The sequence below is a fragment of the Candidatus Margulisiibacteriota bacterium genome (assembly GCA_041650855.1).
In the GTDB taxonomy this organism is placed as follows: domain Bacteria; phylum Margulisbacteria; class WOR-1; order O2-12-FULL-45-9; family XYB2-FULL-48-7; genus JALOPZ01.
On the sequence record JBAZKJ010000001.1, the window covers coordinates 285,905 to 312,702 of the forward strand.

26 protein-coding genes and 2 tRNA genes are annotated in these 26,798 nt (G+C 61.5%); 9 read left to right on the forward strand and 19 right to left on the reverse strand.

Annotated elements, in window-relative coordinates; genetic code table 11:
* Positions 1–53: 53 nt before the first annotated feature.
* Complete coding sequence (locus tag WC529_01470; protein ID MFA5112945.1) at positions 54–998, forward strand: hypothetical protein; 945 nt, start codon at positions 54–56, stop codon at positions 996–998.
* A 3-nt stretch (positions 999–1,001) separates the two neighbouring features.
* Here the strand turns inward: WC529_01470 and WC529_01475 are convergent, their stop codons facing one another.
* From WC529_01475 to WC529_01545, 15 genes are read right to left on the reverse strand one after another with little or no spacing between them, the layout of a single operon-like run.
* A complete protein-coding gene (locus WC529_01475) occupies positions 1,002–2,141 on the reverse strand; it encodes a hypothetical protein (protein MFA5112946.1) in 1,140 nt (379 codons plus the stop codon).
* On the reverse strand, positions 2,138–3,625 hold the full coding sequence (locus tag WC529_01480) for a leucyl aminopeptidase (GenBank protein ID MFA5112947.1): 1,488 nt from the start codon (positions 3,623–3,625) through the stop codon (positions 2,138–2,140). The genes WC529_01475 and WC529_01480 overlap by 4 nt, the downstream gene beginning before the upstream one ends.
* Before the next feature lie 2 nt (positions 3,626–3,627).
* Positions 3,628–4,191, reverse strand: coding sequence for a LemA family protein (locus tag WC529_01485; GenBank protein ID MFA5112948.1), 564 nt, complete (start codon positions 4,189–4,191; stop codon positions 3,628–3,630).
* 16 nt (positions 4,192–4,207) lie between these two features.
* Positions 4,208–5,074 (reverse strand): TPM domain-containing protein, encoded by an 867-nt coding sequence (locus WC529_01490; protein MFA5112949.1) that lies wholly within the window; start codon positions 5,072–5,074, stop codon positions 4,208–4,210.
* A complete protein-coding gene (locus WC529_01495; protein ID MFA5112950.1) occupies positions 5,058–5,855 on the reverse strand; it encodes a TPM domain-containing protein in 798 nt (265 codons plus the stop codon). Before WC529_01495 ends, WC529_01490 begins: the two co-directional genes overlap by 17 nt.
* Positions 5,855–6,259 carry a nucleoside-diphosphate kinase gene (locus WC529_01500; protein MFA5112951.1) on the reverse strand — a complete coding sequence of 135 codons (405 nt, stop codon included), beginning with the start codon at positions 6,257–6,259 and terminating at the stop codon, positions 5,855–5,857. Before WC529_01500 ends, WC529_01495 begins: the two co-directional genes overlap by 1 nt.
* Positions 6,246–7,640 carry an argininosuccinate lyase gene (argH, locus tag WC529_01505; protein ID MFA5112952.1) on the reverse strand — a complete coding sequence of 465 codons (1,395 nt, stop codon included), beginning with the start codon at positions 7,638–7,640 and terminating at the stop codon, positions 6,246–6,248. The genes WC529_01500 and argH overlap by 14 nt, the downstream gene beginning before the upstream one ends.
* The gene (locus tag WC529_01510; GenBank protein ID MFA5112953.1) at positions 7,637–8,974 is read right to left on the reverse strand and encodes a histidine kinase N-terminal 7TM domain-containing protein; all 1,338 of its coding nucleotides are present in this window, start codon (positions 8,972–8,974) and stop codon (positions 7,637–7,639) included. The genes argH and WC529_01510 overlap by 4 nt, the downstream gene beginning before the upstream one ends.
* On the reverse strand, positions 8,971–10,284 hold the full coding sequence (locus WC529_01515; GenBank protein MFA5112954.1) for a histidine kinase N-terminal 7TM domain-containing protein: 1,314 nt from the start codon (positions 10,282–10,284) through the stop codon (positions 8,971–8,973). The genes WC529_01510 and WC529_01515 overlap by 4 nt, the downstream gene beginning before the upstream one ends.
* Positions 10,281–11,480: an argininosuccinate synthase gene (locus WC529_01520; GenBank protein ID MFA5112955.1), complete on the reverse strand. Its 1,200-nt coding sequence runs from the start codon at positions 11,478–11,480 to the stop codon at positions 10,281–10,283. Before WC529_01520 ends, WC529_01515 begins: the two co-directional genes overlap by 4 nt.
* Complete coding sequence (argF, locus tag WC529_01525) at positions 11,464–12,405, reverse strand: ornithine carbamoyltransferase (protein ID MFA5112956.1); 942 nt, start codon at positions 12,403–12,405, stop codon at positions 11,464–11,466. Before argF ends, WC529_01520 begins: the two co-directional genes overlap by 17 nt.
* Positions 12,406–13,329, reverse strand: coding sequence for a hypothetical protein (locus WC529_01530; protein ID MFA5112957.1), 924 nt, complete (start codon positions 13,327–13,329; stop codon positions 12,406–12,408). It abuts the gene before it with no gap.
* A gap of 18 nt (positions 13,330–13,347) precedes the next feature.
* Positions 13,348–15,780: an endopeptidase La gene (gene lon / locus WC529_01535; GenBank protein MFA5112958.1), complete on the reverse strand. Its 2,433-nt coding sequence runs from the start codon at positions 15,778–15,780 to the stop codon at positions 13,348–13,350.
* Positions 15,780–16,397: an ATP-dependent Clp endopeptidase proteolytic subunit ClpP gene (gene clpP, locus WC529_01540; GenBank protein ID MFA5112959.1), complete on the reverse strand. Its 618-nt coding sequence runs from the start codon at positions 16,395–16,397 to the stop codon at positions 15,780–15,782. Before clpP ends, lon begins: the two co-directional genes overlap by 1 nt.
* The gene (locus tag WC529_01545) at positions 16,394–17,443 is read right to left on the reverse strand and encodes a trigger factor (GenBank protein MFA5112960.1); all 1,050 of its coding nucleotides are present in this window, start codon (positions 17,441–17,443) and stop codon (positions 16,394–16,396) included. The genes clpP and WC529_01545 overlap by 4 nt, the downstream gene beginning before the upstream one ends.
* 57 nt (positions 17,444–17,500) lie before the next feature.
* On the opposite strand from WC529_01545, the gene WC529_01550 reads away from it, so the two are divergent.
* The 7 genes from WC529_01550 (at position 17,501) to WC529_01580 (ending at position 24,133) form a co-directional block, all read left to right on the forward strand.
* Positions 17,501–19,279, forward strand: coding sequence for a phosphoenolpyruvate carboxykinase (GTP) (locus WC529_01550; GenBank protein ID MFA5112961.1), 1,779 nt, complete (start codon positions 17,501–17,503; stop codon positions 19,277–19,279).
* A gap of 20 nt (positions 19,280–19,299) precedes the next feature.
* Positions 19,300–19,373 (forward strand) — tRNA-Met (locus WC529_01555).
* A gap of 14 nt (positions 19,374–19,387) precedes the next feature.
* Entirely contained in the window at positions 19,388–20,728 is a 1,341-nt protein-coding gene (gene rpoN, locus WC529_01560) for an RNA polymerase factor sigma-54 (protein MFA5112962.1), read from the forward strand.
* Positions 20,725–22,083, forward strand: coding sequence for a sigma-54 dependent transcriptional regulator (locus tag WC529_01565; GenBank protein MFA5112963.1), 1,359 nt, complete (start codon positions 20,725–20,727; stop codon positions 22,081–22,083). Before rpoN ends, WC529_01565 begins: the two co-directional genes overlap by 4 nt.
* A complete protein-coding gene (locus WC529_01570; GenBank protein ID MFA5112964.1) occupies positions 22,084–22,473 on the forward strand; it encodes a hypothetical protein in 390 nt (129 codons plus the stop codon).
* A 109-nt stretch (positions 22,474–22,582) separates the two neighbouring features.
* The gene (locus WC529_01575) at positions 22,583–22,918 is read left to right on the forward strand and encodes a hypothetical protein (GenBank protein ID MFA5112965.1); all 336 of its coding nucleotides are present in this window, start codon (positions 22,583–22,585) and stop codon (positions 22,916–22,918) included.
* A gap of 3 nt (positions 22,919–22,921) precedes the next feature.
* Complete coding sequence (locus WC529_01580; GenBank protein ID MFA5112966.1) at positions 22,922–24,133, forward strand: response regulator; 1,212 nt, start codon at positions 22,922–22,924, stop codon at positions 24,131–24,133.
* A gap of 1 nt (position 24,134) precedes the next feature.
* Here the strand turns inward: WC529_01580 and WC529_01585 are convergent.
* The 4 genes from WC529_01585 to WC529_01600 form a co-directional block, all read right to left on the reverse strand.
* Positions 24,135–24,219 (reverse strand) — tRNA-Leu (locus WC529_01585).
* An 8-nt stretch (positions 24,220–24,227) separates the two neighbouring features.
* Positions 24,228–24,635 (reverse strand): S1 RNA-binding domain-containing protein, encoded by a 408-nt coding sequence (locus WC529_01590; protein MFA5112967.1) that lies wholly within the window; start codon positions 24,633–24,635, stop codon positions 24,228–24,230.
* 17 nt (positions 24,636–24,652) lie between these two features.
* Positions 24,653–24,913: a septum formation initiator family protein gene (locus WC529_01595; GenBank protein ID MFA5112968.1), complete on the reverse strand. Its 261-nt coding sequence runs from the start codon at positions 24,911–24,913 to the stop codon at positions 24,653–24,655.
* Positions 24,914–24,917: 4 nt separating this feature from the next.
* Positions 24,918–25,694: a prepilin peptidase gene (locus WC529_01600; protein MFA5112969.1), complete on the reverse strand. Its 777-nt coding sequence runs from the start codon at positions 25,692–25,694 to the stop codon at positions 24,918–24,920.
* A 34-nt stretch (positions 25,695–25,728) separates the two neighbouring features.
* On the opposite strand from WC529_01600, the gene WC529_01605 reads away from it, so the two are divergent.
* Complete coding sequence (locus WC529_01605) at positions 25,729–26,796, forward strand: PilT/PilU family type 4a pilus ATPase (GenBank protein MFA5112970.1); 1,068 nt, start codon at positions 25,729–25,731, stop codon at positions 26,794–26,796.
* Positions 26,797–26,798 lie beyond the last annotated feature (2 nt).

Consider the following 26,798-nt stretch of genomic DNA (forward strand, 5'->3'; position numbering starts at 1 on the left):
TAATTATAGTATAAATAACTGAAATTTTCCCCTGCTGGCTCCGATAATAACGCATGGACGTACTTCCGCCGCTTGGCGCAAATAGTCAATTTACTCCGTTCCGTCAGACCAGGGCAAAAAGTACGGAACCCGCGCCGGCCCAGGCAACGGAGGTCAAAGAGCAACCGGAGGCGGCCGAACCGCCGCCGGACACTTTCGACCGGCACGCGTTCTTCTCGCTCAATAACACCCTGCACCGAAGCGAACTTCAGTTCGGCGTCCTGCCGATCAACAACGAGACCGACCGGCTCCTTTTCTCCGGCCAGATCATCGATCAGCGGGAGCCGGCGGCGGACAACTTCTATCATTCGCAACACCAGCACGTCGATTATGTCCTGGAGCCGCAGTACCAGCGGCACCTGGGCGACGGCTGGGAGCTCTATGCCCGGCTCCCGCTGACCGTCCACAGCCCCTACGACGAGGTTCCCTCTTCGCTCGACCTGCTGACCGACGTCACGGTCGGCCACAACTGGGACGAGACGGTATTCCGGCTGGAATACGGGGCAAATAACCTGGGCAATGACGGCGAGCCGTCCCAGTACGTGACTTTTACTCCCTACTACCGGTTCAACCTGTACGAGGATTACCTGACCTTCCGCCTCGGCGCCAAGTACGCTTGCTACTTCGGCAACGATTACGACAACCATGTCCTGACGCTGGAAGCGAAGATCGGCGGCATGATCCGTTCCGAACCGTGGTCCGGCTGGGGGATCCAGGCCTTTGTGCCGGTCGCCCTCGATCCGGAGCTCGACGAAGGCCAGCGGCGGATCGAACTGGGCGGGATCTACGCCTGGCTGGGAAGCGTTCTCCCCCGCAACTGGTTCGGCCCCGGTTTCTTCATTGAGGGGGGAGTCTGGATCGGCGGCCGGATCGGCGAATCGCCGACCCCGGGCCAGGATATCGCCGCCGGGATCAACATCAAGCTCAAGTACGGGACCGAAGGCCGCTGGTGGCAGTAAGACTTATTGCGGCGCGAGCGGGAACAGGATCCTGATCGCGGTTATCTCGCGCAGCGCGTTGTTCGCCCAATTCGGCACCGGACCGGTCAAAAAATAATCGTCAAATTCCCACTCCGTCAGCGGCTGCCACTTGTCCGACCCTTTTAACTTAACTTCGACCAGGAACCGGTCGAGCAGTTTTTCCTCCCACGCTTCGGCCGATAAGTCTTCCGGCCCGTAGGCCGGCCTGATGAAGTACTTAAAGAACGGCGCCCGCCCCTCGTACGCTTCGCCGCTCGCGTCCGCCGGACCGAGCACCAGCCACTGGGAAGAAGCCAGCGGATATTTCAAGTTCGCGCCGTGCTGGGCCGGCACAATCTGGAAGCCGCCGATCGCGCCGAGCCGCGAGGTCGAAACGTCGATCACCCCGGCATGGTTGGCCCTGATCCGGCCGACCGAAGCGTACTTGGTTCCCTCGAACCGGCCGACGCCGGCGACCGGCCGCACGACGCGGCCGATCGTTCTGGCCGAGCCGTTAAAGTAGGTAATGGTCACCGCGCCGTCCTTTTTATTCTCCAGCACGATCTCTTTCGGATAATCGACCGGCTTGTCGACCAGAATGTAGATCTTGTCGTCGACCTGCGGCGGATAACCGGTCGGCCAGGCGACGATCGCGTAGCCCGGGCGGGAAAGCAAAATAATATTGCCGACATAGGGGGCGTAAGCGCCGCCGAAGATCGCCGTGCCGGCCGGGATATCGGTGTAGATCGAAGAGGTCGGATTAAAATAAGAGCGGTACCCTGGCGGCTTGACCGGCAGTTCGCGCGGCAGCAGGCTGAAGATCACGCCGCGGCCGTCCGCTTCGGCCGAGACTTTCAGGTGGATGGCGTTGACCGCCGTGGCGGCGACCTTGCCGTCCGGCACCCAGGCGGCGGCCGCGTAAGCGTCGGAATTGGTCCGCGCCGACGGATAGATCACCCGGCCGACCTGCCGCCAGCTCTTCCCTTTGTCCGGGCTGACTTCGATCGTCCCCCCTGCCGAGTTCCAGATCTTGATCCGGTACTGCTCGGCGAACTCCGGGTTGTTTTCGTGATCGAGCGGGGACAGGGCCGCGGCCGTCCCGACAACGGCCAGCAGGAAAAGGACGGGGAGGAAAGGCCTCATCCGTTCAGGAGCTCGATCAGGGTGCGGACCGGCACGCCGGTCGCTCCGGCCGGCAGGTAACCGCGCCCCTTTTGCAGGAAAGCGGTGCCGGCGATGTCCAGGTGCGCCCACGGCGTCTCGCCGACGAACTTGGCGAGAAACGCCGCGCCGGTGCTCGGCTGGGCTTTGCCGGTGCCGGCCGTGTTCTTCAGGTCCGCCACCTCGCTCTTCATCGATTCCTTGTATTCGTCGTAGATCGGCAGCTGCCACATCTTCTGGCCGCTCCGGTTGCCGGCGCCCAGCACTTCGTCGACCAACGCCTGGTCGTTCCCCATCACCGCGGTCGCCGCGTCGCCCAGCGCCACGATCGCGCCGCCGGTCAGCGTGGCGATATCGATCATTTTGGTCGCTTTCCGCTGCCGGGCGTAAGTGATCGCGTCGGCCAGGATCATCCGCCCTTCGGCGTCGGTGTTGGTGACTTCAACGGTGTAACCGGAGAGCGAACCGACGATGTCGCCCGGCTTGGTGGCGTGCCCCGACGGCATGTTCTCGGTCAGCGGGATGACGCCAAGCACGTTCTGTTTCGGCTTCAGGTCGGCCAGCAGGCTCATGACGCCGAGCACGGCGGCCGCCCCGGCCATGTCCGACTTCATCTCGTCCATGTTCTTGGACGGCTTCAGGGAGATGCCGCCCGAATCAAAAGTGATCCCTTTGCCGATCAAGGCGAGCTTTTCCTTGCTGCGCGGGTTCCCCCGGTACTCCAGAGCGACCAGCTTGGGCGGCTCGTTCGAGCCTTTGGCGACCGCCCAGAACAGTTCCATCCCCGCGGTCTTCGGGTTGAGCTGGGTGAACTTCAGGCGATTGATCCGGGCGATCCGCCGGGCCAGCGCGGCGAACACGCTCGGCGTCATCCGGTTGGCCGGTTCGTTGACCAGGTCGCGGGCGTGGTTTTCCGCTTCGGCGATGATCAGCCCAAGCTTGGCGCCGCGGCTCAGTTTGCCGATCTTGGCCCGGTCGCGGTCGACCAGCACCAGCTCGGCCGGGGAAAATTCCGGCTCATCCTTCTCTTTGGCGTAGCCGGCGAACTTGTAAATACCGAGGACCGCGCCTTCGACCAGCGCCTTGGCCGCTTCCGCCGCCGCCAGGTCGTCGCAGCCGCAGCCGTGCACGATGGTGGCGACCTTTTTCGCCCGGGCGTCGCGCGCTTTCTTGATCGCCGCGGCCGACGCCGTCCGGACCGTTTCCAGGTCCAGCTTGTCGTGTTCGCCCAGGCCGACGACCGCCACCTTCTTCGCCTTGAGGCGCCCGCGGCAGTGGAGGAGCGTCACCTTGCCCGCCTTGCCGTCGATCTCGCCGTCCTTGATCAGGCTGGAGATCAGGCCGCCCAGCGCCTGATCGACCGCCGCGGTCGCTCCCGTCAGCTTCTTTTGGCCGGCAAAAACGTTGACGACCAGCAAGTCGCAGGGATATTTTTCCAGCGCGCCGCACTCCACCCTGATCTTCATGGTTAGAACTTCACCTTGGGTGCTTCCTGCGCTTCCTTGACCGCCTGGAAGAACGTTTTTTCCCGGTCGAACCCGAACAGGCCGACAAAGAAAGCGGTCGGGATGCTGCGGGCGGAAGTGTTGTAGTCCTGGACCGCTTCGTTGTAGTTCTGCCGGGCGAAGCTGATCCGGTTCTCGGTGCCGGCCAGTTCATCCTGCAGCGCGCGGAAGTTTTCCGACGCTTTCAGCTGCGGATAGTTCTCGACCACGACCATCAGGCGGCCCAGCGCCCCTTCGACCTGATTGGCCGCGGCGACCTTTTCGCCGGTCGTCTTGGCGCCCGCCCAGGCCGAGCGCGCCGCGGTGATGTTCTCCAGCAGCTCTTTTTCGTGCTTGGCATAGCCCTTGACCGTTTCCACCAGGTTCGGGATCAGGTCGTAGCGCCGCTGCAGCTGGTTCTCGATCTGCGCCCAGTATTGCTTGACGTTCTGGTCCTTGCCGACCAGCCCGTTATAAAGGCCGACTACCCACATTCCGATCACCAGCGCCACGACCAGAGCCCCGATCAACCATTTTCCTGCGTTCATTGTTTTTCCTCCTTGATTACCAGCTTCGCCCCGCGCCGCCGCCGCCGCTGCCTCCGCCGCCAAACCCGCCAAAACCACCGCCGCCGCCGCTCCAGCCGCCCCCGCCCCAGCTGCCGCCGGTCCAACCGCCGCCGTACCAGCGGCCGCGGCCGAACGAGAAATATGATACCACAAAACCGAGAAGCGCTCCAACCAGCCCGCCGAACAGGCCGCCGATCGCAAAACCGAGCGCCCCGCCGACTATCGCGCCGATGATCCCGAAAGCGAGCCCCTGCGCGAACATCATTAATAATATCAGGATCGTGACCGCGGCCGTGCCCCAGGGGTCGTCTTCCTCGCTGGCTCCCCGCCCCGCGACCGCTTTGGCCTGATAATCGTCGCCCAGCTCGACCTTGGCCTCTTTGGCGACCTCGGCCGCCAGCGCGGCCGCTCCTTCGTAAAGACCTTCCCCGAACCGGCCCTGTTTAAAATAAGGGATGACGTATTTATCCAGGACCGCGCCCGCCTTGGCGTCGTTGATCGCCCCTTCCAGGCCGGAGCCGACCTCGATCTCCACCCGCCGTTCTGCCATCGCCAGGAAGATCAGCAGGCCGTTGTCTTTCCCTTTCTGGCCGATCCCCCATTTATTGAACAATTCGTGGGCGTAGGTCTTTGGGTCGGCCGGGGCGGCCGTTGATACGATCGCCACCGCCATTTCCGCGCCGGTCTTGGCCTTTACCGCCTGGGCCAGACTTTCAAGCTTGGCCGCTTCTTCCCGGCTCAGGACCGCCGCGTAGTCATTGACGAAACCGGAGTACTCCGGCAAGGACAGGCCCGCAGCCCAAACCGTTCCCCCCAGCAAAACAGCGCAAACCACGACGATCAGCTTACTTTTTGTTCTCATCTTTCACCTTACCGTATGACATCTCTTCGACCGCTTTCTTCCCCTCATACAGGGACAACAGTTCCTGCTGGTCGTTGCGCTTGTAAAAGAGAAAAAAACCGAGCATCCCCCCCATGATCAGGCCGAACATCCCGAGAAAGATATAACCGAACAGGCCGCCGACCGTCGTGCCGAAAGCCATCAGGAACCCGCCGCCGACGACCAGCGTCAAGGCCACCGCCACGACCAAAAGTAAAAAGAGCGGCATTGACGCTTTTTGCCAGTTCACTTTTAAACCCGGCTTTTCGTCTTTCGGCCAGTTGGTCATGATCGTCTGGCTGATGGCGATCACCCCTAGGTCGACGCCTTCCGAGAACATCCCCTTGGAAAGCTGGGCCAGGACCGACCACTCGATGTCTTCCCGCAGTTTGGGGGTCAGGACCCGGCCGACTTCCTTGCCGACCACGATCTTGACCCGCCGGTCGAGCAGCGAGACCAAGAGCAAGACCCCGTGGTCCAACCCCGCCGACCGCCGGCCGACATCCCAGCGGTCGTATAGCTGCTGGCTGTAACCTTCGATGTCCGGCGTTTCCAGCGTCCGGACCACCAGCACCTGCAGGTTGACCGAGGTGACCTTGCGCAGCTGGCCGGCCATCTCCACGATCTTCGCGCTGGCCGCCGGCTCGATTATTTCCGCGTAATCGGAAACGACGCCCTGCGGTTCGGGGAGCTGTTCGAGCTTTTGCGCCGCCAGCGGGCAGGCGCAGCTGAGGAGTAAAATAAGGGCGAGCAGCCGGCGCATTACGAGGAAAAGAAGATCGCCAGTTCCCTGGCCGCCGATTCCGGGCTGTCCGAGCCGTGGATCAGGTTCTTGATGATGCCGTCCTCATTGATCACGTCCGGTTCGCGCAGGTCGCCGCGGATCGTCCCTCTTTCCGCGGCCAGCGGGTCGGTATCGCCCATCAGCTGCCGCAGGCGGCCGATCGCGCCGTCGCCCGCCACCCGGCAAACGGTGACCGGACCGGAGGTGATGAACTTGACGAGGCCGGGATAGAATTTTTTGCCGGCGTGCGGTTGGTACAAATCGGCCGCCTCCGCCGGGGTCAGCGCGACCGTCCGGCTAACTTCGACCTGGAGGCCGGTCTTTTCGATCCGGGACAAGATCGTTTTTTCCAACCCGCGGGCTATCCCGTCAGGCTTTATCATGCAAAAGGTCTTTTCGGGCACGCTTAATTGCCTCCTTCACTCTGGTGGGCGCCGTCCCCCCCAGCATGTCGCGGCTGGCAATGCTGCTTTCCGCCGAGAGGATGCGGGTCACGTCGTAAGAGAACGCGTCCGAGAACTGTTTGAGCTGCGTCAGCGACATGTATTCCAGCTGCATGTTCGACTCTTCGCAATACGCCACGATCTTACCGACGATCGCGTGCGCTTCGCGGAACGGGACGCCGCGCCGGACCAGGTAATAAGCCAGGTCGGTCGCGGTCAGGAAACCTTTCTTGGAGGCCGCTTTCATCTCTTCGGCGTTGACCTTCATGGTTGCCAGCATTTCCGGGAAAATGCCGAGCACGCCCTTGACCGTGTCCGCCGCGTCGAAGACCGCTTCCTTGTCTTCCTGGATGTCGCGGTTGTAAGCGAGCGGCAAGCCTTTCATCACCGTCAGCAGGGCAAGCAGGTCGCCGAAGACGCGCCCGGTCTTGCCGCGCGAGAGCTCCGCCACGTCGGGGTTCTTTTTCTGCGGCATGATCGACGAGCCGGTCGTGTATTTATCCGACAGGGCGATGAAATTGAACTCGTAGGTCGACCAAATGACCAGCTCTTCCGACAACCGGGAGAGGTGCATCATCAGCAGGGCACAAGCGGCGATAAAATCGAGCGCAAAATCGCGGTCGGCCACGGCGTCCAGGCTGTTCCGCGACAGTTTGCCAAAACCGAGCTCTTTCGCCAGCCCTTCCCGGTCGATGTCAAAGGCCGTCCCGGCCAGCGCGCCGGAACCGAGCGTCATGACGTCGGCCTCCCGGCCGGCCGCCAGAAAACGCTCCTTATCGCGCTGCAGCATTTCAAAATAGGCCATGAAGTGGTGGGAGAGGAGCAGCGGCTGGGCGCGCTGCAGGTGGGTATAGCCGGGCATGATCACCTTGATGTTCGCTTCGGCCTGGTCCAGCAGAACGGCCTGGAGCTTCTTGATCAGAAGCAGGACCTCGGTCACCTCGTATTTGAGGTACATCCGCAGATCGGTCGCCACCTGGTCGTTGCGGCTCCGGCCGGCGTGCAGTTTTTTTCCCATCTCGCCGACCTTTTCGATCAGGGCGGACTCGATGTTCATGTGGACGTCCTCGAGGCTGATGTCGAGCTTGCGCCGGCCGCCCTCGATCTCCCGCATGATCGCTTCCAGCGCCTGGACGATCTTTTTGCATTCCGCCGCGCTCAGGACGCGTACCTTCAATAAAGCGCGCGCGTAAGCGATGCTCTGGACAATGTCCTGTTTATAGAGGCGGACGTCGTAATGGACCGAGCTGGTGAACTCTTCCGTCGCTTTAGCCGTCGGCTGGCGGAACCGGCCGGCCCACGGTTTTTTCTCCTTGCTCATATCCCTTTTGCCTCCTTGAGTGCCTGGATCTGCTTTTTTAATTCTATCATTTCCAGCTCCCTTTGGACACCGGCTTTGTGCGTCGCCGTGACCTCCGGCAGCTTGGCGGCCAGCGAACGCTGATCAGCTTCGATCTCCGCCAGCAGCCGCTGCCGGTCGCCGGCCAGCTCGGCCATCCGGCTGAGCGCGGTCAGGTCCTGCGGCCCCAGCTGTTGTTCTTGCCGGATCTTATCGAGCAAAGCGGCGGCGGCGCCCGGCTCATTCGTCCTGGCGATCGCCGTGAGCAGTTCCCTGATCTTCCTGGTCTTTTCCAGCTGGACGTGCAAGGCGGCCTGGGCTTTTTTCAGTTCCGCCGCTTCTTTTTCCAGCTCGTTGATATCGTGGATGACTATCACGATCCCGCCGCCGGTGGTCAGAAAACGGGCCGAGAGGCTGACCATGACCGGGCCCAACTGGGTGTAATAATTATCGACCGCGTCGCGGGCGACGACCTCTCTGATCAACTCCCCGATCACCCCGGCCGGCAACGGCTCCCCGGCCGCTCCGCGGTAAAGCACCTCGCCGTTCAGGTCGCAAACCAGGACCCGGTCGCCGAGCGACCGCAAAATATCGGCCGCCGCCACCTGAGGCGTGACCAGGAAAAGCCGGTAGCGGGCGATGGCGTAAGCGACCAGCAGGAACGGGACGATCAGGGAGATCGGCCCGATCGCGTCAAATTGAGCCACTCCCAGCCGCGGCAGCCACAGGGTAAAAAAGTTGGTGGCCAGCGCGCCGATAAAGATCGCCGCCGTCAGCAGGGCGCTGCTCTTCCGCTCCACGCCGGTGTAGTAGAGCAATTTCCGGACCGACATCCCGATCGCGCCGACGATGAGCAGCAGAGAATACAGTTCGTAAATTAAATGATAACGGCCGTAGCGGATCGGTTCCAAATACAGGTAAGGCTTACCGGTCGGTACGATCCCTGCGACAAAAATATCGGTAAAAATGACCAAACCGCAAAAAACGGCCGCCACCCCGAACAGCAGCAGCTTGAGAACAAGCTTGATGTCTTTCCCCTGGGGGAAAACGATCACAAAATAGACCAGGAAAATTTCGCCGATGATCCCGCCAAAGTAACTTAGTCTAATCAAGAGGTCCGCCTGGCCCGGTAAAGTACAGAAATGGTCCAGCAGGGTCGTGGCGATCCAGATCAGGATCGCGGCGCCCAGCCAGCCGAACGAGCGGTTGACGAGCGCGCGGCGGTTCTGCCGCCAGACAAAAACGGTGATCCCGAAAATGACCGTCAGGGAAAGGGCGAGGCCGACGAGATCGAAATAATAGGCTAAGCGGATCATCCCTGCAGCCTCCGGTATTCCTCTTTTAATTCGCTGAAAGTGCGGTCCCGGCCGACCAGCAATTCATTAAGCATTGTCAGCTGCCTGGTCTGGCTCAGGAGCGCGTCGCGCGTCCTTTCGGTCTCAGCCAGGATCCGCGCGTAATCGCGCATCAGCTGGTAAACCGGCTGCAGGGTCGCCTGCAACTCCAGCCCTTCCCGCTTGATCTTGTCCCAGGCCAATTCGAGCGCCGCTTCATCTTTCTGCCGTGACAGTTCAAAAAGGAAAGTGATGGTCCGCTCTTCGCGTTTGACCAGCCCGTTTAGCTCGGCGGTCGCCCGCTGCGTCGCGGCCCGGGAACGGGCGATCGGCCCCAGCGCCCGGGCCAGGTAAATGAAGCCCCGACCGCCGGTAATCGGGAAAGAGCGCATCTCTACCGGCTCAAAAACGCCGGACTTTTGCCGGATCGCCTCCGCCTGGCCGTTGTCGTGCCGATAAACCGTCCCGAGCTCTTTCCCGAGCAATTCATCGGCGCGGCAGCCGACCAACCGGCAGGCGGCCTGGTTGACGTAATTGATGGTCTGGCGTTCATCGGTCAGGAAGAGCGGGTCGGACAAGGCCAGCGCGGCCGCCTCCGCCGCCTCTCCGGGGGAAACGGTCCGCAAAGGAAAGAACTTGATAATGATGTAACCGATCGAACCGCTGGTCAGCGCCGCGAAGAAGACCGCCAGGGGGAACAGCGTCAGCTGGCTGACGACCGCCAGCTGGTCAAAGAGCAAGCCAAAGACCTGCGGCAGCAGCGTTGCAATGATAATGTACCGGGCCTGTTTGCGCCGGTAAAACTCCGGCGCCCGGAGGAGAACGCCGGTGATAAAGCCGAGCCCGACCAGCAAGTACAGCTGCAGCGTCGTCAGGTATAGCGGATATAAGAACCCGGGTTTGAACAACAAGCCGAACGGCGTCCGAACGAAGCCCGTCGTCGTCAGGCCGGTCGCCGCCGCCAGGACCAGGACCGGCAGGCCAACCAGGTAGATCAGGATCGGGTATTTTGGCTCTCGCCTGGCAAAGATCAGGGCAAAATGCAGGTATGACGTCATCATGACCACCCAGCCGACCGTGGCCAGGTCCCAGCAGAGGTCGGCCAGTATCAGGTCGGGCGCGATCCGCAGCAGCGCTTGAAAGCCGCCGGCCAGGGCGAGGCCGAGCGTGATGCTAAGGAACGCGGCCGTCAGCCGGTCCTGCAGCCGGTAGCGGACAACTAAACCGACACTGAGGCAAAACAATCCGGCCAACAGCTCGCTGGCCGCGAATAACCAGCTGAAGTCGATCACCGGCGGAGCAAAGCGGCGACTTTGAGCGGCAAGCCGAAGAGATTGATGAACCCTTCGGCGTCCTGCTGGTTATAAACGGCTTCTTTTTCAAAGGTCGCCAGGTCCGGCCGGTAGAGCGACCGTTTGGCCTTGCGGCCGACCACGGTGCAGCTCCCCTTGTATAGTTTCAACCGGGCGACGCCGCTGACGTGCTCCTGGGTCCGGTCGATGAAGGCGTCGAGCGCTTCCTTGAGCGGCGTGAACCACTGGCCGTAGTAGACCAGTTCGGCGTAGCGCTGGGCGACCTGCGATTTGTAATGCTGGACGTCGCGGTCGAGCGTCAGCGTCTCCACCGCCTGGTGGGCGGCGTAGAGGATCGTGCCGCCCGGCGTCTCGTAGACGCCGCGCGATTTGATGCCGACCAGCCGGTTCTCTACGATATCGACGCGGCCGACCCCGTGCCGGCCGCCGATCTTGTTCAGCGCGGCGATCAGCCGGACCGGCGGCATTTTCCGGCCGTTGACCGCCACCGGTTCGCCTTTAACAAATTCAATTTCGACGTATTCCGGCTTATTCGGCGCTTTTTCCGGGGCGACGGTCAGCAGGAACATGTCCTCTTTCGGTTCGAACCACGGGTCTTCGAGGATCCCGCCTTCATAGCTGATGTGCCAGAGGTTGCGGTCCGAGGAGTACGGTTTCTTCTTGGTCACCGGGACCGGGATATGATGCTCGCGCGCGTAGGCGATCTCCTCTTCCCGGCCGCCCAGTTCCCACTCCCGCCAGGGAGCGATTATCTTTAAATTCGGCGCCAGCGCCTTGAAGGTCAGCTCAAAACGGACCTGGTCGTTCCCTTTGCCGGTGGCGCCGTGGGCGACCGCGTCGGCCTTTTCCTTCTTGGCGATCTCCACCTGCCGCTTGGCGATCACCGGCCGGGCAACGGAGGTGCCGAGCAGGTACTGGTTCTCGTAGATCGCGCCCGCCTTGAGCATCGGGAAAACAAAATCGCGGGCGAACTCGTCTTTGAGGTCTTCAATGTAGATCTTGGCGGCGCCGGTCTTGAGCGCTTTCTGCCGCAAGCCGTTCAGCTCTTCCGCCTGGCCGACGTCGGCGGCGTAGCAGACGACCTGGCAGCCGTAATTATCCTTTAGCCACTTGATCATGATCGAAGTGTCCAGGCCGCCGGAATAAGCGAGTACGACTTTATTGATTTTGGGCATGATCCCCTCCTAACAATTTGACCAGGATCGCCTTCTGGACGTGAAGGCGGTTCTCCGCCTGGTCAAAAACGACCGAATTTTTGGATTCAATGACCTCTTCGGTCACTTCCTGGCCGCGGTGCGCCGGCAGGCAGTGCATGAAAATATAGTCCGGCTTAGCCAACTTGACCAGCTCTTTATTCACCTGATAATAACTGAAGATGCCGGCCCGTTTTTGCGCTTCGCTCTCCTGCCCCATCGAAGCCCAAACGTCGGTATAGATAATATCGGCGTCCTTGGCCGCCACGACCGGGTCATTTAAGATCGCCAGTTCCACTCCGGCCTTTTTCGCGTCCGTTAACGCTTTGGCGGTGACCGCTTCCGCCGGTTCGTAGCCGGGAGGAGTGGCGATCGCCATGTTCAGTCCGACCTTGGCCGCCGCGTACATCAGCGAATTACAGACGTTGTTGCCGTCGCCGATGTAGGCGAGCTTGAGCTTCTTCAGGTCGTGCCCCTTCTTTTCGATGATCGTAAAAACGTCGGAGAGCGCCTGGCACGGGTGCGATTCGTCGGACAGGGCGTTGATCACCGGGACCGAGGCGTACTTCGCCAGCTCGATCACCTTGGCGTGGGCGAAGGTCCGGATCAGGATCGCGTCGGCAAAACGGGAGAGCGTCCGGGCGACGTCGGGAATGGATTCCCGGGTCCCGAGGCCGGTCGCCTCCTGGTCCAGGTTGATGCCGAGGCCGCCCAGCTGCCAGATCCCGATCTCAAAGGAGACGCGGGTCCGGGTCGACGGTTTTTCGAAGATCATCGCCAGCGATTTGGCCCACAGGTACTCGTGCTTGACCTGTTTTTTCTGCTTGTCCTTCAGGTCGGCGGCCAGGTCCAGGATCTGGACGACCTCGCGGGCCGTCAGATCGTGAATAGAGAGGAAATCCTTCACTTACTTGACCTTGCTTTCCGCCGAGGTTGCCAGATCAAGCAGGTAGACACCGCTCTGTTCGCCCAGTTTGTCGTACACGATCTTGCCGCCCGCCTGGTTCAGCCGGGGGAGATCGGCCTTGCAGCCGGCCAGGACCTCGCTGGTCGCGGGAACGGCGGCGCCGGCATCGGTGCCGCAAAAACTGCCCCCCGCCAAGCCCCAAATGAGGTTATTGTTAAGCGGATCGATCTGCGGGTCGGCGACCGAAGCGGCGGCCGCCAGGTCGACCCGGCCGGTCCCGTCCGCCTTGATCAGGGAGAGCACGTTGTCGGTGCCGTTGTTATAGACGAAAGCGATGCGGCTCCCGTTCTTCCAGGCGACAAAGGAGAGCTCGTTCGCCGCGACCACCAGCGTGTCGCCGGTGCCGTCCAGGTTGACGGTGCGGACCTCGGCGGTCGTGCAATAAACGATCTTCTGGCCGTCGCTTGACCAGTCCGCCGCTTTGATCCCCGGGTTGAACGCCAGTTCGACCTTGTCCAGCCCCGTATGGGCGCCGGCCGCGATGTTGAGGATCACCGCCTTGCCGAACAGGCCGCTGCGCAGCTCGTCGAGATAGAGCAGATAATCGCTGACCGGGGAGACCGACATCGAGTACGGCGGCTTATTGGTCACGTCGAGCAGGAAAGTCTCCGCCGCCCCCGCCGTGCTCATGGTGACCAGCGATTCGGTGTAGCTGGAGCCGAGCTGGGTGCCGATCACGTCCTTGCGGACGGTCTGCAGCCCCTTGATCAGGATCAGGTCGCCGGCCCGCGTCCAGCTGGGGCCGTAATAGTACAGGGTGGTCTCCTGTCTTTCCCCGCAACCCGCGACCAGCGTGCTGAGGCCGATGAAACCCGCCAACCCAACCAGGCAAATGAACGCGATCCACTTCAAATCCTTTTTCATCCTGATCCCTCCCTTTACTTACGCGGACAACTGCGGGGGCTGCGCCCCCGGTAAATAGATCAGCCCTTTATCTTTCGCCTTGCCCTTGTCCTTGTCTTTCAGCTTTTTCGCCAGGGCGACCGCCAGGACATCTTCCATCTCCTTGGCCAAGGTAAAGTTCATGTCGGCCGGGATCTCTTTCCTGATCTCGTCCAGGTCCTTCTTGTTCTCGTGCGGAATTATAACATTTTTTATCCCGGCGCGGCGGGCGGCCAGCAGTTTTTCCTTCAGGCCGCCGATCGGCAGGACCTTGCCCCGGAGCGTGATCTCGCCGGTCATGGCGACGTCGCGCCGGACCGGGATGCCGGAGAGGGCCGAGGTCAGCGCGGTCGCGATGGTAATGCCGGCCGACGGGCCGTCTTTCGGCACCGCCCCTTCCGGCACGTGGATATGCACGTCGTATTTCCGGTAAAAATTCTCTTCCAGCCCGAGCTCGGCCGCCCGGGAGCGGACAAAGCTCATCGCCGCCTTGGCCGATTCCTGCATGACGTCGCCCAGCTGTCCCGTCAGCGTCAGGTTCCCCCGCCCCGTCATGGCGGTGACTTCGATCGGGATGGTGTCGCCGCCGACCGAGGTCCAAACGAGCCCGGTCGCGGTCCCGATCTGGTCCGTTTCCTCGGCCACGCCGAAGCTGTACTTGGGCGCGCCCAGATAATCGACCAGGTCGGACTTTTTGACGGTGAAGCGCTTGTCCGTTTTTTCCCGGACGATCTTGGTCGCGATCTTGCGCATGATCGTGCCGATCTCCCGCTCCAGGTTGCGCACCCCGGCCTCCCGGCTGTATTCGCGCACGATCTGCTGCAGGGCGTCCTCTTCGAGCTCCACTTTCCCTTTCTTCAGACCGTGTTTTTCCAGCTCGCGCGGGATCAAATACCCCTTGGCGATCCCCAGCTTTTCCTCCTCGGTGTAGCCGGACATCTCGATGATCTCCATCCGGTCCTGCAGGGGGCGCGGGATCGGTTCGCGGGTGTTGGCCGTGGTGATAAAGAAGACGTCGGAGAGGTCGAACTCCACCTCCAGGTAGTGGTCGGAGAATTCCTTGTTCATCTCCGGGTCGAGCACTTCCAAAAGGGCCGAGGCCGGGTCTCCCCGGAAATCGTTGCCGAGCTTGTCGATCTCGTCGAGCAGGAAAACGGGGTTGCTGACATTGACCTTGTGGATGGACTGGATGATCCGCCCCGGCAGCGAACCGACGTAAGTGCGGCGGTGGCCCCGGATCTCCGCCTCGTCGCGCACTCCGCCGAGCGCCACCCGGGTGAACTTGCGCCCCATGGCGTGGGCGATGGAGCGGGCGATCGAGGTCTTGCCGACGCCGGGCGGGCCGACGAAGCAGAGGATCGTGCCGCCGATCTTGCCGGTCAGCTGCAGCACCGCGAAATATTCCAGGATCCGTTCCTTGACCTTTTCCAGGCCGTAATGGTCGGCGTTCAGGATCTTTTCCACTTCGGCGATGTCCAGCCGCGACTTGGTCTTCTTTTTCCAGGGAAGCTCCACCAGCCAGTCCAGGTAAGTGCGGATCACGGCCGATTCCGACGACATCGCCGGCATCTGGTTCAGCCGCTCCAGCTCTTTGTCCGCCTTGGCCTTGACCTCGGGCGGCAGTTTCGCTTCGGCGATCTTCTTCTTGTATTCCGCCGCTTCCGGCTGGCCTTCCTCTTCCGCTTCGCCCAGCTCTTCCTGGATCGCGCGCAGCTTCTCTTTCAGGTAATACTCTTTCTGGACCTTCTCGATCTGTTTGCGCACTTTCCCCTGGAGCGCTTTTTCCACGCCGAGCACTTCGATCTCTTTTTCCAGGATATCCGAGAGCTTTTTCAGCCGCTTCTCGACCGTCAGCGCTTCCAGGATATCCTGCTTCTCCTCGACCTTCAGGGTCAGGTAGGAAGAGATCAGGTCGGCCAGGCGCCCCGGGTTATCGACGTTGATGATCGACATCAGCGTTTCGGACGGGATCCGGCGGTTCAGCTTGACGTATTCCTCGAACTGCTTGACGACGGTGCGCACCAGCGCCTCCGCCTCGGCCGAGAACTCTTCCGGCTCCGGCACGCGGGCGATGGCGACCCGGAAATACGGGGTTTCCTGGGTGAACTTCTCGATCTTGACCCGGCAGATCCCCTCGACCAGGACCTTGGTGGTGCCGTCGGGGAGCGCGAGCATCTGGACGATCTCCGCCAGGGTGCCGATCGCGCACAGGTCTTTCGGGCCCGGCTCTTCCACCTCTTCGTTCTTCTGCGAGGCGAAAATGACCATCTTTTCCCGGGCCAGGGTGTCTTCCAGCGCTTTGATCGAGCGGCTGCGGCCGATAAAGAGGGGAACGATCATCTGGGGGAACACGACCATGTTGCGCAAAGGGATCAGCGGAAGCTCTTCCTTCCACTCGCCGAGCTTTTCTGGCCTTGATTTTGACTCAGGCATTACTTCTTCTTGTCGGTCTTGCCTTTGATGGAGCTGATCACTTCGTCGATGATGCCGTATTTGACCGCTTCGTCCGGGCCCATGTAAAAATCGCGGTCGGTGTCTTTTTCCACTTTGGCCAGCGGCTGCCCGGTATGGGTCGCCATCACCTGGTTGAGCAGTTTCTTGATCCGGAGGATCTCCTGCGTCTGGATCTCGATGTCGGTCGCCGCCCCCTGGGCGCCGCCCAACGGCTGGTGGATCATGATCCGGGCGTTGGGGAGCGCGTAGCGCCGCCCTTTTTCGCCGGCCGCCAAAAGGACCGCGCCAAAGGAGGCCGCCTGGCCGATGCAGATCGTCGAGATCGGCGTGGAGAGGTAGCGCATCGTGTCGTAGATCGCCAGCCCGGCGGTCACTACTCCGCCCGGCGAATTGATGTACATGTAAATGTCCTTGCCCGCGTCCTCCGACTGGAGGAAGAGCAGTTCGGCGATGATGATGTTGGCCACGTCGTCGTCGATCGGCCCGCCGACAAAGATAATCCGGTCGCGCAGCAGGCGGGAATAGATATCGTAAGCGCGTTCGCCGCGGGTGGACTGTTCAACGACCATCGGGATCAATTGTGACGTCGGTTTCATGGTTTTTGCTCCTCCTTGATCTCTTTGACGTTCGCCTGGGCCAACACGAACTCGAGCGCTTTCTTCCGCAATAAATAATCCTGCATATAAGTGATCATTTCGGGGCTGATCTTTCCCCGGCTCTGCGCCGGATCTTCGCCCATGCCGACAAGCATCTCCTTGATCTCGGCCTCCAGCTCGGCCGGGGTCACGGCGAGGTTCTCGGCCGCCGCCACCGCTTTCAGGGCGACTTTGCCTTTGACCCGCATCAGCGCGGTCGCGGCCAGCTCCTGGCGCAGCCCGGCCACCGTCTTCTTGGCGCCTTTCAGGTAATCGTCCAGCGTCAGGCCGCTCTGGGACAGGGAGGAATGGAGCTCGTCGATAATGATGTCGGTCTCGCGCTCGATCATGGCCGGCGGGACCTCGGCTTGCGTCTCGGCCGAAACCGCCCTGAGCAGCTGGTCCCGGACGTCGCCGTCGGCTTCCGTCACCTTGTCCCGCAGGGTCACGGCCCGGACCTCTTCCTTCAGCTCGGCCAGCGTCCCGTACTTGCTGACCTTCTTGGCGAATTCGTCGTCAAGCGGCAGCACGGTCTTTTGCCCGGCCGCGTCGGTCACGGCGAACCGCTCCTGCAGCCGGCCCAGGATCGCCAGCACTTCCTCTTCGCTCACCGCCGCCGCTTTTTTCTCGACTTTGAGCCCCTTGTACTTGCCCAGTTTGGTCTCGGGATAAACGTCGACGGCGACCTTGAACTGGAACGGTTTTCCCGCTTCCAGCCGGGTGATCTCGACGCTCGGGTAGTCGACCGGCTCGAATTTGCCGGCGTCGATGAGCTCGGGGTAAACTTCGGCGATCAGCGCCTGCGCGGCGCGGTGCTCGATAAAATCGCGGTCAAGCGCCTTTTCGATCATTTCTTTGGGGGCTTTGCCGGGGCGAAAACCGGGGACTTTGACCTCTTTGCCCGCTTCGGCCATGGTCTTCTGGACGGCTTGCTGAAAACGGGAATAATCCTCTTCGACTTCCAGGAAAACCTTATTCCCCTCGCGCTTTTGGGAGATGATCTTCATCGGCATCATTATACTATATCCGCTGACCCCTATGCAATCGTATGATATAATGGACGCATGAGCAAGCATAAAGAATTGCACAAATGGGTCAAGGAGTGCGCGGAACTCTGCAAGCCGGACAAGATCGTCTGGTGCGACGGTTCGGCAGAAGAAAGGACCAGGCTGGAAAAGCAGGCTTTCAAGACCGGCGAACTGATCAAGCTTAACCAAAAGAAGCTCCCCGGCTGTACCTACCACCGGACCGCCCAGAACGACGTCGCCCGGACCGAGCATTTGACCTACATCTGCACCAAGAACAAGCACGACGCGGGCCCGACCAACAACTGGCTGTCGCCGGAAGACGGCTATAAGCGGGCCGGCGAAATATTCAAAGGCTCGATGAAGGGGCGGACGATGTATGTCATCCCCTATTCGATGGGGCCGGTCGGCTCCCCGTTCAGCAAGATCGGGGTGGAACTGACCGACAGCATCTACGTCGTCCTCAACATGCGGATCATGACCCGGATGGGCAAGGCCGTACTGCAGCAATTGGAAAAGACCGGCGGCGATTTCACCCGGTGCCTGCACAGCAAGGCCGATCTGAACGTCGACCGGCGGCTGATCCTCCACTTCCCGGAGGACAACACGATCTGGAGCGTCGGCTCCGGCTACGGCGGCAACGTTTTGCTCGGCAAAAAATGCCTCTCACTGCGGATCGGCAGCTATCTCGGCAAGACCGAAGGGTGGCTCGCCGAACATATGCTGATCATGGGGATCGAAGACCCGTCGGGCGCCGTCACTTACGTCGCCGCCGCCTTCCCCTCCGCCTGCGGCAAGACGAATCTGGCCATGCTCCTCCCTCCGGAAGGCCTGAAACGGAAAGGTTACCGGATCTGGACGGTGGGCGACGACATCGCCTGGATGCGGATCGATACCGACGGAAAACTGTGGGCCGTTAACCCGGAATACGGCCTTTTCGGCGTCGCCCCGGGGACCAACACCAAGACCAACCCGAACATCATGGCCGCCATCCAGAAGAACACCATCTACACCAACGTCCTGCTCAAGAAAGACAAGACCGTCTGGTGGGAAGGCGGCGATCCGCCGGTCCCGGGCGAAGGCCTCAACTGGCAGGGCAAGCCGTGGAAACCGGGGATGGTGGACGAGAACCGGCAGCCGAGCCTGGCCGCCCACCCCAACGCCCGGTTCACCGTGCCGATCCAGAACGTCCCGTCGATCACCAACCGGCTGGAGCACCACCACGGCGTGCCGATCTCGGCGATCATCTTCGGCGGCCGCCGGGCCAAGCTGGCTCCGCTCGTCTACGAATCGTTCGACTGGCAGCACGGCGTGTTCGTCGGCGCCACCATGGCGTCGGAACGGACCGCCGCCCAGTTCGGCGCCCAGGGCGAGGTGCGCCGCGACCCGATGGCGATGCTCCCCTTCTGCGGCTACAACATGGGCGAATATTTCGCCCACTGGCTGGAGATGGGGGCAAAAATGGCCCAGCCGCCCAAGATCTTCAACGTCAACTGGTTCCGTAAGGACGACGAAGGCCATTTTCTCTGGCCCGGTTTCGGCGAGAATCTCCGGGTCCTGGAATGGATCATCAGCCGGTGCAAGGACGAGGTGGAAGCGGTCAAGACGCCGATCGGCTACCTGCCGCACGAGAACGACATCGACCTGACCGGCCTGCGGATCCCGCGCGACAATATGAATAAACTACTGGCGATCAGCAAGGCGGACTGGAAAGAGGAAGCCGAAAGCGTCGCCGCGTTCTTCAAAACGTTCGGCAAAGACCTCCCCAAACCGTTGGCTGCCGAGCTCAAGGCTCTTGAGAAACGCCTGAAAAGCTGATATACTGCGCTTAAAGTTATCGCGGGGTGGAGCAGCCCGGTAGCTCGTCAGGCTCATAACCTGAAGGTCGTGGGTTCAAATCCCACCCCCGCTATTAACTTTACAACTATGGTCGACCTAAGGTTGCAAGTTGATCTAAAACAGACCCTCGACGTTCTCCTGGCCCCCCGCTTGCTCCAAATGCTCAAGATTCTCTCCCTGCCTTACCTGGAAGCGGTCGAAACGCTGACCAGGGAAGCCGAAGAAAACCCGGTCCTGGAGGTCGAGCGCCAGGACGAATATATCGAATTCCTCAACTACCTGACCTCGGACAAAAAAGTCCGCAAAGAGATCGATCTGCAGGAGCTGCCCGGGCTGTCGAACATCAGCCGGATGGAAAAATCGCTGGACCAGCACCTGCTCGACCAGCTTGACCTGGCCGACCTGGCGGAAGGCCAGAGAACGATCGCCCGGGAGATCATCGGCAATATCGACGACCAGGGCTACCTGCTCGCCTACCCCGAGCTGCGCGAGCGGATCATGAAAGAGCAGGACGTTTCCCGGCCGACCGTCGATAAGGTCTTAAAGATCGTCCAGGGCTTTGAGCCGGACGGGATCGGCGCGCGCGACCTGCAAGAATGCCTCCTCCTGCAAGTGGCGGCTTATTCTTTTGAGAACGAAGAGCTGGAAGACCTGCTGGCCAAAGTGATCAAGGAGCATCTGGAGGACCTGCAGGCCGGCGACCGGCCAAAAGTGGCCGCCGCCCTCGGCATCCCCGAGACCGGCGTCGCCGAGATCGCCAATTTTATTAAAAACAACCTTAATCCGTACCCGGGGGCCGCGTACGGCGACCTGCCGCGCCAGGTTATCCCCTCCTTCGCCGTGGAAAAAAGCGGCCCGGGCTACAAGCTGGTTAATCTGGAAACCCGCTACGGCCCCCGGATCAACCTCTCCCCCCAGTACCTGAAAATGCTCGACGATCCCAAGACCGACGCCCCGACCCGGGAGTTCCTGAAAGAGCGGGTCAAGCGGGCCCGGGAGCTGATGGAAGATTTCCAGAAAAGAAGTGAAACTTTGGAGAAGATCGCCCGAAAGATCATTGACTCGCAAACCGACTTTCTGGACCGGGGGGCGATCTGGCTCAAGCCCCTGACCCAGAAAAGCCTGGCTGACGAGTTCGGCCTGCACCCGTCAACGATCTCGCGGACCGTGGCGGAAAAATACGTGCAGACCCCGCAGGGGCTCTTTCCGCTCCGGATCATGTGCCCGCGGGGGCCCAAGGGAGTGACGGCGGCCCGGCTCAAGGCGATGCTGCAGGAGCTGGTCGACCAGGAGGATAAGCGCGAGCCCGGCAGCGACGAGCAGCTGGCCAAGTTAATGAAGGATAAAGGCGCGGCGATCGACCGGCGGACGGTCGCCTACTACCGCAAGGAACTGGGGATCCCGACCGCCCTGGAGAGAAAAAAATGACCGAGACCAAACCGAAAATACTGGTGGTGGACGACGAGAAGAGCATGCGCGATTCGATGCACATGCTGCTCAAGGACCGCTACCAGGTCCTGCTGGCCGCTTCCGGCCGGGAAGCGATCGCGCTGGTCAAGAAACAGCGGGTCGACCTGGTCCTGCTCGACATCCGCCTGCCGGAGATCGACGGCGTGGAAGTGCTCAGGATCATCAAGGGGCTGGACGATTCGATCGAAGTGATCATGGTCACCGCGGTGATCACCGTCGGCAAGGCGGTAGAGGCGATCCGCGCCGGCGCCTACGACTACCTGACCAAGCCGTTCGACATCGAGGCGCTAACCGAGCAGGTGGAAAAGATCATGGAGAAGCGCGCGCTCGCCCGGGAGAACCGGTCGCTGCGCCATTTGATCGAGTCCGAGTACCAGTACGAAAAGATCGTCGGCAAGAGCGCGGCGATCCGCGAGGTCTTCCGGGTGATCGAGGACGTCGCCCAGAGCAACGCCACCATCCTGATCACCGGCGAATCGGGGACCGGCAAGGAACTGGTCGCCCGGGCCATCCACAACCGGAGCCCGCGCCAGGACAAGCTGTTCGTGGCGGTCAACTGCGCCGCCATCCCGGAGAATCTCCTGGAATCGGAACTGTTCGGCCACGAGAAGGGCTCGTTCACCGGCGCGCTCGACCGGCAGATCGGCAAGTTCGAGATCGCCAGCGGCGGCACCCTGTTTCTGGACGAGATCGGCACCCTGCCGCTGCCGATGCAGGCCAAGCTGCTGCGGGCGCTGCAGGAAAAAGAGATCGAACGGATCGGCGGCAGCAAGCCGCTCCCCATCGACCTGCGGATCATCGCCGCCACCAACTCCGACCTGAAGGCCGAGACCAAGAACCGGCAGTTCCGCGAAGACCTGTACTACCGGATCAACGTCATCCCGCTCCACCTCCCGCCCCTGCGGGAACGGCCGGAAGACATCCCGCTGCTGGCCGAGCACTTCCTGCACAAGTACAACCACGAGTTCGGCAAGAAGATCAAAGGGTTCCACAAGGCCGTCGCCCCGCTGCTCATGGCCTACGACTGGCCGGGCAACGTCCGCGAGCTGGAAAACCTGGTCGAGCGGCTGGTCGTGCTGACCCGCGGCCCGCAGATCGAGACCGATAAGCTCCCGCCCGAGATCAAGGGGGAGCTGACCTGCCTGCCCGGGGCGGCCGAGACCCGCTTCAAGGACGCCGTCCGCAAGTTCGAATCGGAGTTCATCAAGCAAGCCATCGAGAAAGCCGGCGGCAAGAAAGGCGAAGCCGCCAAGATGATCGGCATCCACCGCAACACCCTGCTCCAGCTGGAACGCAAGTACCGGGTAAAGTAAATGAAAAACTTACTGATCGCCGCTTTGCTGATCGCCCTGGCCCCCGCGCTCTGCGCCGAGACCGGCGGCCCGCTCCGGCTGGTCGGTTTCTCTCCGCTCTGTTACCCGAGCCCGTTCTCCATCGCCCGCAATAAAGAGGTCGCCATCCAGTACAACCTGAGCACCGACGCCGACATCGACATTTACATCTATTCCAGCAGCGGCGAGATCGTCAAGAAGCTGGCCGTGCAGAGCGGCGAGGAAGGCGGCAAAGCGGCGGCCAACAAGGTCCGCTGGAACGGTTTTTCCGACCTCGGCCGGATCATCGGCAACGGCATCTACATGGGGACGATCATCTCCCGCGCGGAGAAAAAGGTCCTCGGCAAGTTCAAGCTCGTCGCCTACAATTAACCGCCCATAATCGCTTGCATCCCCCGTTTGCTTTGCACAACTATCTGTGCTAAATTAACCTCCTGAGCGTGGCAATAAGATTGCTGCTACTGTCGCGGAGGTGAGCAACATGCGCACACAAGTTAGAAAGTCCGAGTGGAAACCGACCAAGAATTTCCTGCCGTTGATCCTCGGGCAGGAACCGTCCGAGGCCCTGGACAAGAAAGAGCTGAAGAAGCTCGATCTTTTCGAGAAAGGGCTGGCCAAGGAGATCAAGCCGAGCGACAGCATCGAGCAGGCCGTGACCAAGATGGTCCGAATGGCCCTGGCCGCCGAGTTCGGGGCAACGCTGGTCGCCGCTCAGGGCGCCCGGCCGATGGTCGAATCCATCACCCGCGCCATCCTGACGGATTCCCAGCTGAAGAAACAGGCCCTGATCATCATCGACCGTTTCACCAATTCATAATTAATGAACAAGATACTGGTAGTTGACGACGAACTTTCGATCCGCGAGTCCTTCTCGCTGATCCTGGAAGGGAAATACAGCGTCACCACCGCCGCCTCGGGCGAAGCGGCGCTCAAGCACGTGGCCGACAGCCAGATCGACCTCGCCTACCTCGACGTCCGCATGCCCGGCCTCAACGGCCTGGAAACGCTGCAGCGCCTCAAGGCGATCGACCCCGGGGTCGAAGTCGTCATGGTCACCGCGGTCAACGACGTCCGCAAAGCAAGCGAAGCGATCAACCTCGGCGCCCGCGATTACCTGATCAAGCCGTTCGACGTCGAAGCGATCCTGAAAATGACCGAACGGATCCTGCGCCGGCGGGCATTGGCCCAGGAAAGCAGCGCGCTGATCCGCCGCGACAACCCGCAGCTGATCGGCCGGAGCGACAAGATCGAGGCGCTCGCCCAGCAGATCAAAAAGCTCGCCGAACAGGAGCAGCGGGTCCTGGTCCTGGGGGAACCGGGAACGGAAAAGGCCGAGATCGCCCGGTTGATCCACGAACAAGGCCCGCGCCGCGACCTGCCCTTTAAAACCTTTTACCTTTCCGCCGCCCTCTCTCCGGAAGCCGCCCAGGCCCGGCTGTACGGCCGCGACCAGGGGCGCACGACCGCCGACCTGCACAAGGATAGCGGCCTGCTGGAAGAGACCCGCGGCGGCACGCTTTTTCTCGGGCACATCGAGCACCTGAAATTCCAGCCGGTCGCCGTTACGGCCCGGCTGATCGGCGCCAGCGACCGGACCGATCTCGCGGAAACCAACCGTCCCCTCTTCGATCATTTCGCCGAAGCGGTCGTCACCGTCCCGCCGCTGCGCGAACGGATCGGCGACCTGCCGCTTTTGGTCAAGCATTACCTGGAGCTCTTTAACCGGCGCCACGGCCGGCAGCTTGGCGAACCGAGCGCGGCGGCGCTGGAGCTTTTAGCGGCCTACGCCTGGCCGGGGAATGCCCGCCAGCTCCGGCTGCTGCTGGAACGGGCGGTCTTGACGGTGGACGGGGCGCGGCTCGAGGCCGAGGACCTGCCGCTCGACCTGCTGCTCGGCGGCACGGCGGCTTACGGGCGCGATTATCCGGCGGCGTTCGAAAAAAAGTACGTTAAAAAGCTGGGCGAGATCTCCGGCCTGGCCGGGGCTGGCCTGGCGGCCGCGCTGCAAGTTAAACCTTCCTACCTCGAGTAAATGCCCAGGGCCGGACTCGAACCGGCACAGCTTATGCAGCCGAGGGATTTTAAGTCCCTTGCGTCTACCAATTCCGCCACCTGGGCTTTGGGGCTTAGCGCACCGGTTTCTTTTTCTTACCAGACTGCTTGGTCTCGAGGTTCCGTTTCCAGTCGATCAGCTTATCTTCGCTCTGCTTCAAGAACTGGGTGATCTTATCCTCAAAGGACCCGGGCGGATGTTTGCCCGCTTCATCTTTGGTCCGGCGCGGCCGGTTTTGCCAGGCCGGTTTCCCGACCTGTTTAATGGACAGGTCGTATTTGCCTTCCTTGGCCGAGCCCAGGACCTTGACCTTGACGGTTTGCCCCACCTGCAGGTGTTTGGTTATATCAGTGACATAGGAATCGGCGATCTGGGAAATGTGGACCAGGCCCACCTTACTTTCCGGCAGCTCAATGAAAGCCCCGAACTTGGTGATACCCGTCACTTTTCCTTCGATCTCCGAACCGATCTCGATCGGCAATAAATTCACCCCCTATGTCAATTGATCACTTTGTACGCGGTCTCGCCTTTTTTGATCAAACCGAGCCGTGTCCGCGCCAGCTCCTCGATCAATTCGTCCGCCTTGAGGCGGGAGAGGCGTTTCTGCCGCCACTCCAGGCCGGCCGATTGGCGGGACAGTTCGCGGGTCATTTTGCCCTTTTCGGCGCGCAGCTCAAGGTAGTCAATTATATCCTGACGGATCAGAAAAATAAAGTAAAGCAGGAAAAAAAAGAAGAGCAGCCAACCGAGCCGCTTCATCGTTTCAGATCATCAGGAACAGATACCAGTGGATGATCTGTTCCCCCCACAGCAAGACGATGACCCCGCCGGCGGCCAACGCCGGGCCAAAGGGCACCTGCTGCCCCATTTTGACCCGTCCGGCGGCCAATAAAACCAGCAAAACCAGCGCCGCGGCCAGGTAACCGAGAAAGACCGCCAGCAGCATCCCGCTCCAGCCCAGGCAAGCGCCCAGCATGGCGGCCAAATACATGTCGCCCTCGCCCAGGGCTTCCTGTTTGAACAAGAAGGTCCCCAGCTTGCCGATCAGGAACATCAGCAAGTAACCGGCGAACATCCCCGCCAGGGCGGGCAGGAAAAAGTCGGCCAGGCCGCGCGACAGATTGTAGACCAGGCCGGCGGCCGTCCCGGCAATGTTGACCGCGTCGGGGATAACCTGTAGCTCCAGGTCGATAAAAAAAACGACGATCAGGCAGCAGACGACAAAAGCGGTAAAGATCAGCCGCGCCGGGTCGCCGCCGCCCTGGCCGACGATCAGCAGGAAAAGCAGCCCGGTCAGGGCTTCCACCAGCGGATAACGGGGCGAGATCGGCGCCCGGCAGCCGCGGCACTTGCCGAGCAGCAGCAGGTAGCCGAAGATCGGGATCAGGTCGAACGCGTTAAGCCGGCGGCCGCAATGCGGACAGCGGGAAGCGGGGAACACTACCGATTCACCCCGCGGCAGGCGGTAAATGCAGACGTTCAGGAAACTGCCGATGACCGCGCCGAGCGCGAACCAGTAGAGGAGAGTTAAACTTGACATGGAGTTGGGGAAATTATATAGTAAGCGCACGATCATGTCAAAACTGGAGATCGGCAACTTACTCGCCCAGCTGAGCCAGGCCAAGGCTTCCGACCTGCTCCTGGCCGCTAAAAATCCCCCCTGCCTGCGGATCAATAACGCCCTGGTCAAGATCGAGGACCGGGCGCTGACCCCGGCCGAGGTCGAAGCGCTGATCACGCCGATCATCCGGCCGGAGGAGATCGAGGAGTTCAAGCGGGTCAAGGAGCTGGACACGTCTTACGAGGACGAGCACAGCCGCTACAGGATCAATCTCCATTTCCAGCTCGGCAGCATGGCGGCAACGATCCGCCGCATCCCCAAGGAGATCCCGCAGCTGGACGACCTCGGCTTGCCGCCGCTGGTCAAGAGCTTCACCGAGCTGGAGCGCGGTCTCTTCCTGGTGACCGGGCCGACCGGCTCCGGTAAATCGACCACCCAAGCGTCCATGATCGACCTGATCAACCGGACCAAGTCGTGCCACATCATCACCATCGAAGACCCGATCGAGTTCGTGCACACCCCCAAGCTTTCGGTCATCGAGCAGCGCGAGGTCGGCTTTGACACCGACAGCTTCGGCGAAGGGCTGAAACGGGTCCTCCGCCAGATCCCCGACGTTATCCTGGTCGGCGAAATGCGCGACCTGGAATCGATCCAGATGGCGGTCACCGCCGCGGAAACCGGCCACCTCGTCATCTCCACCCTGCACACCCAGGACGCCGTGCAGAGCGTCGACCGGATGATCGACGTCTTTCCGCCGTACCAGCAGGTCCAGATCCGGACCCAGCTCTCGCTGACGCTGAAAGGCATCCTCTCGCAGCAGCTGATCCCGCGGCAGGACGGAGCCGGCCTGATCGGCGCGTTCGAACTGCTGGTCACCACCCCGGCGATCAGCAACATCATCCGCAAAGGGGCGACCCAGGACATCTATTCGATGATGGAGCTGGGCGGCAGGTTCGGCATGCTGACGATGGACAACGCCCTTTACACTCTGTTCAAGAAAGGGCTCATCAGCAAAGAATCCGCCCTCGCCTATTCGATCAGCCGGGAAAAACTGGAAAAGATGATCGAAGGGAAGATCTGACC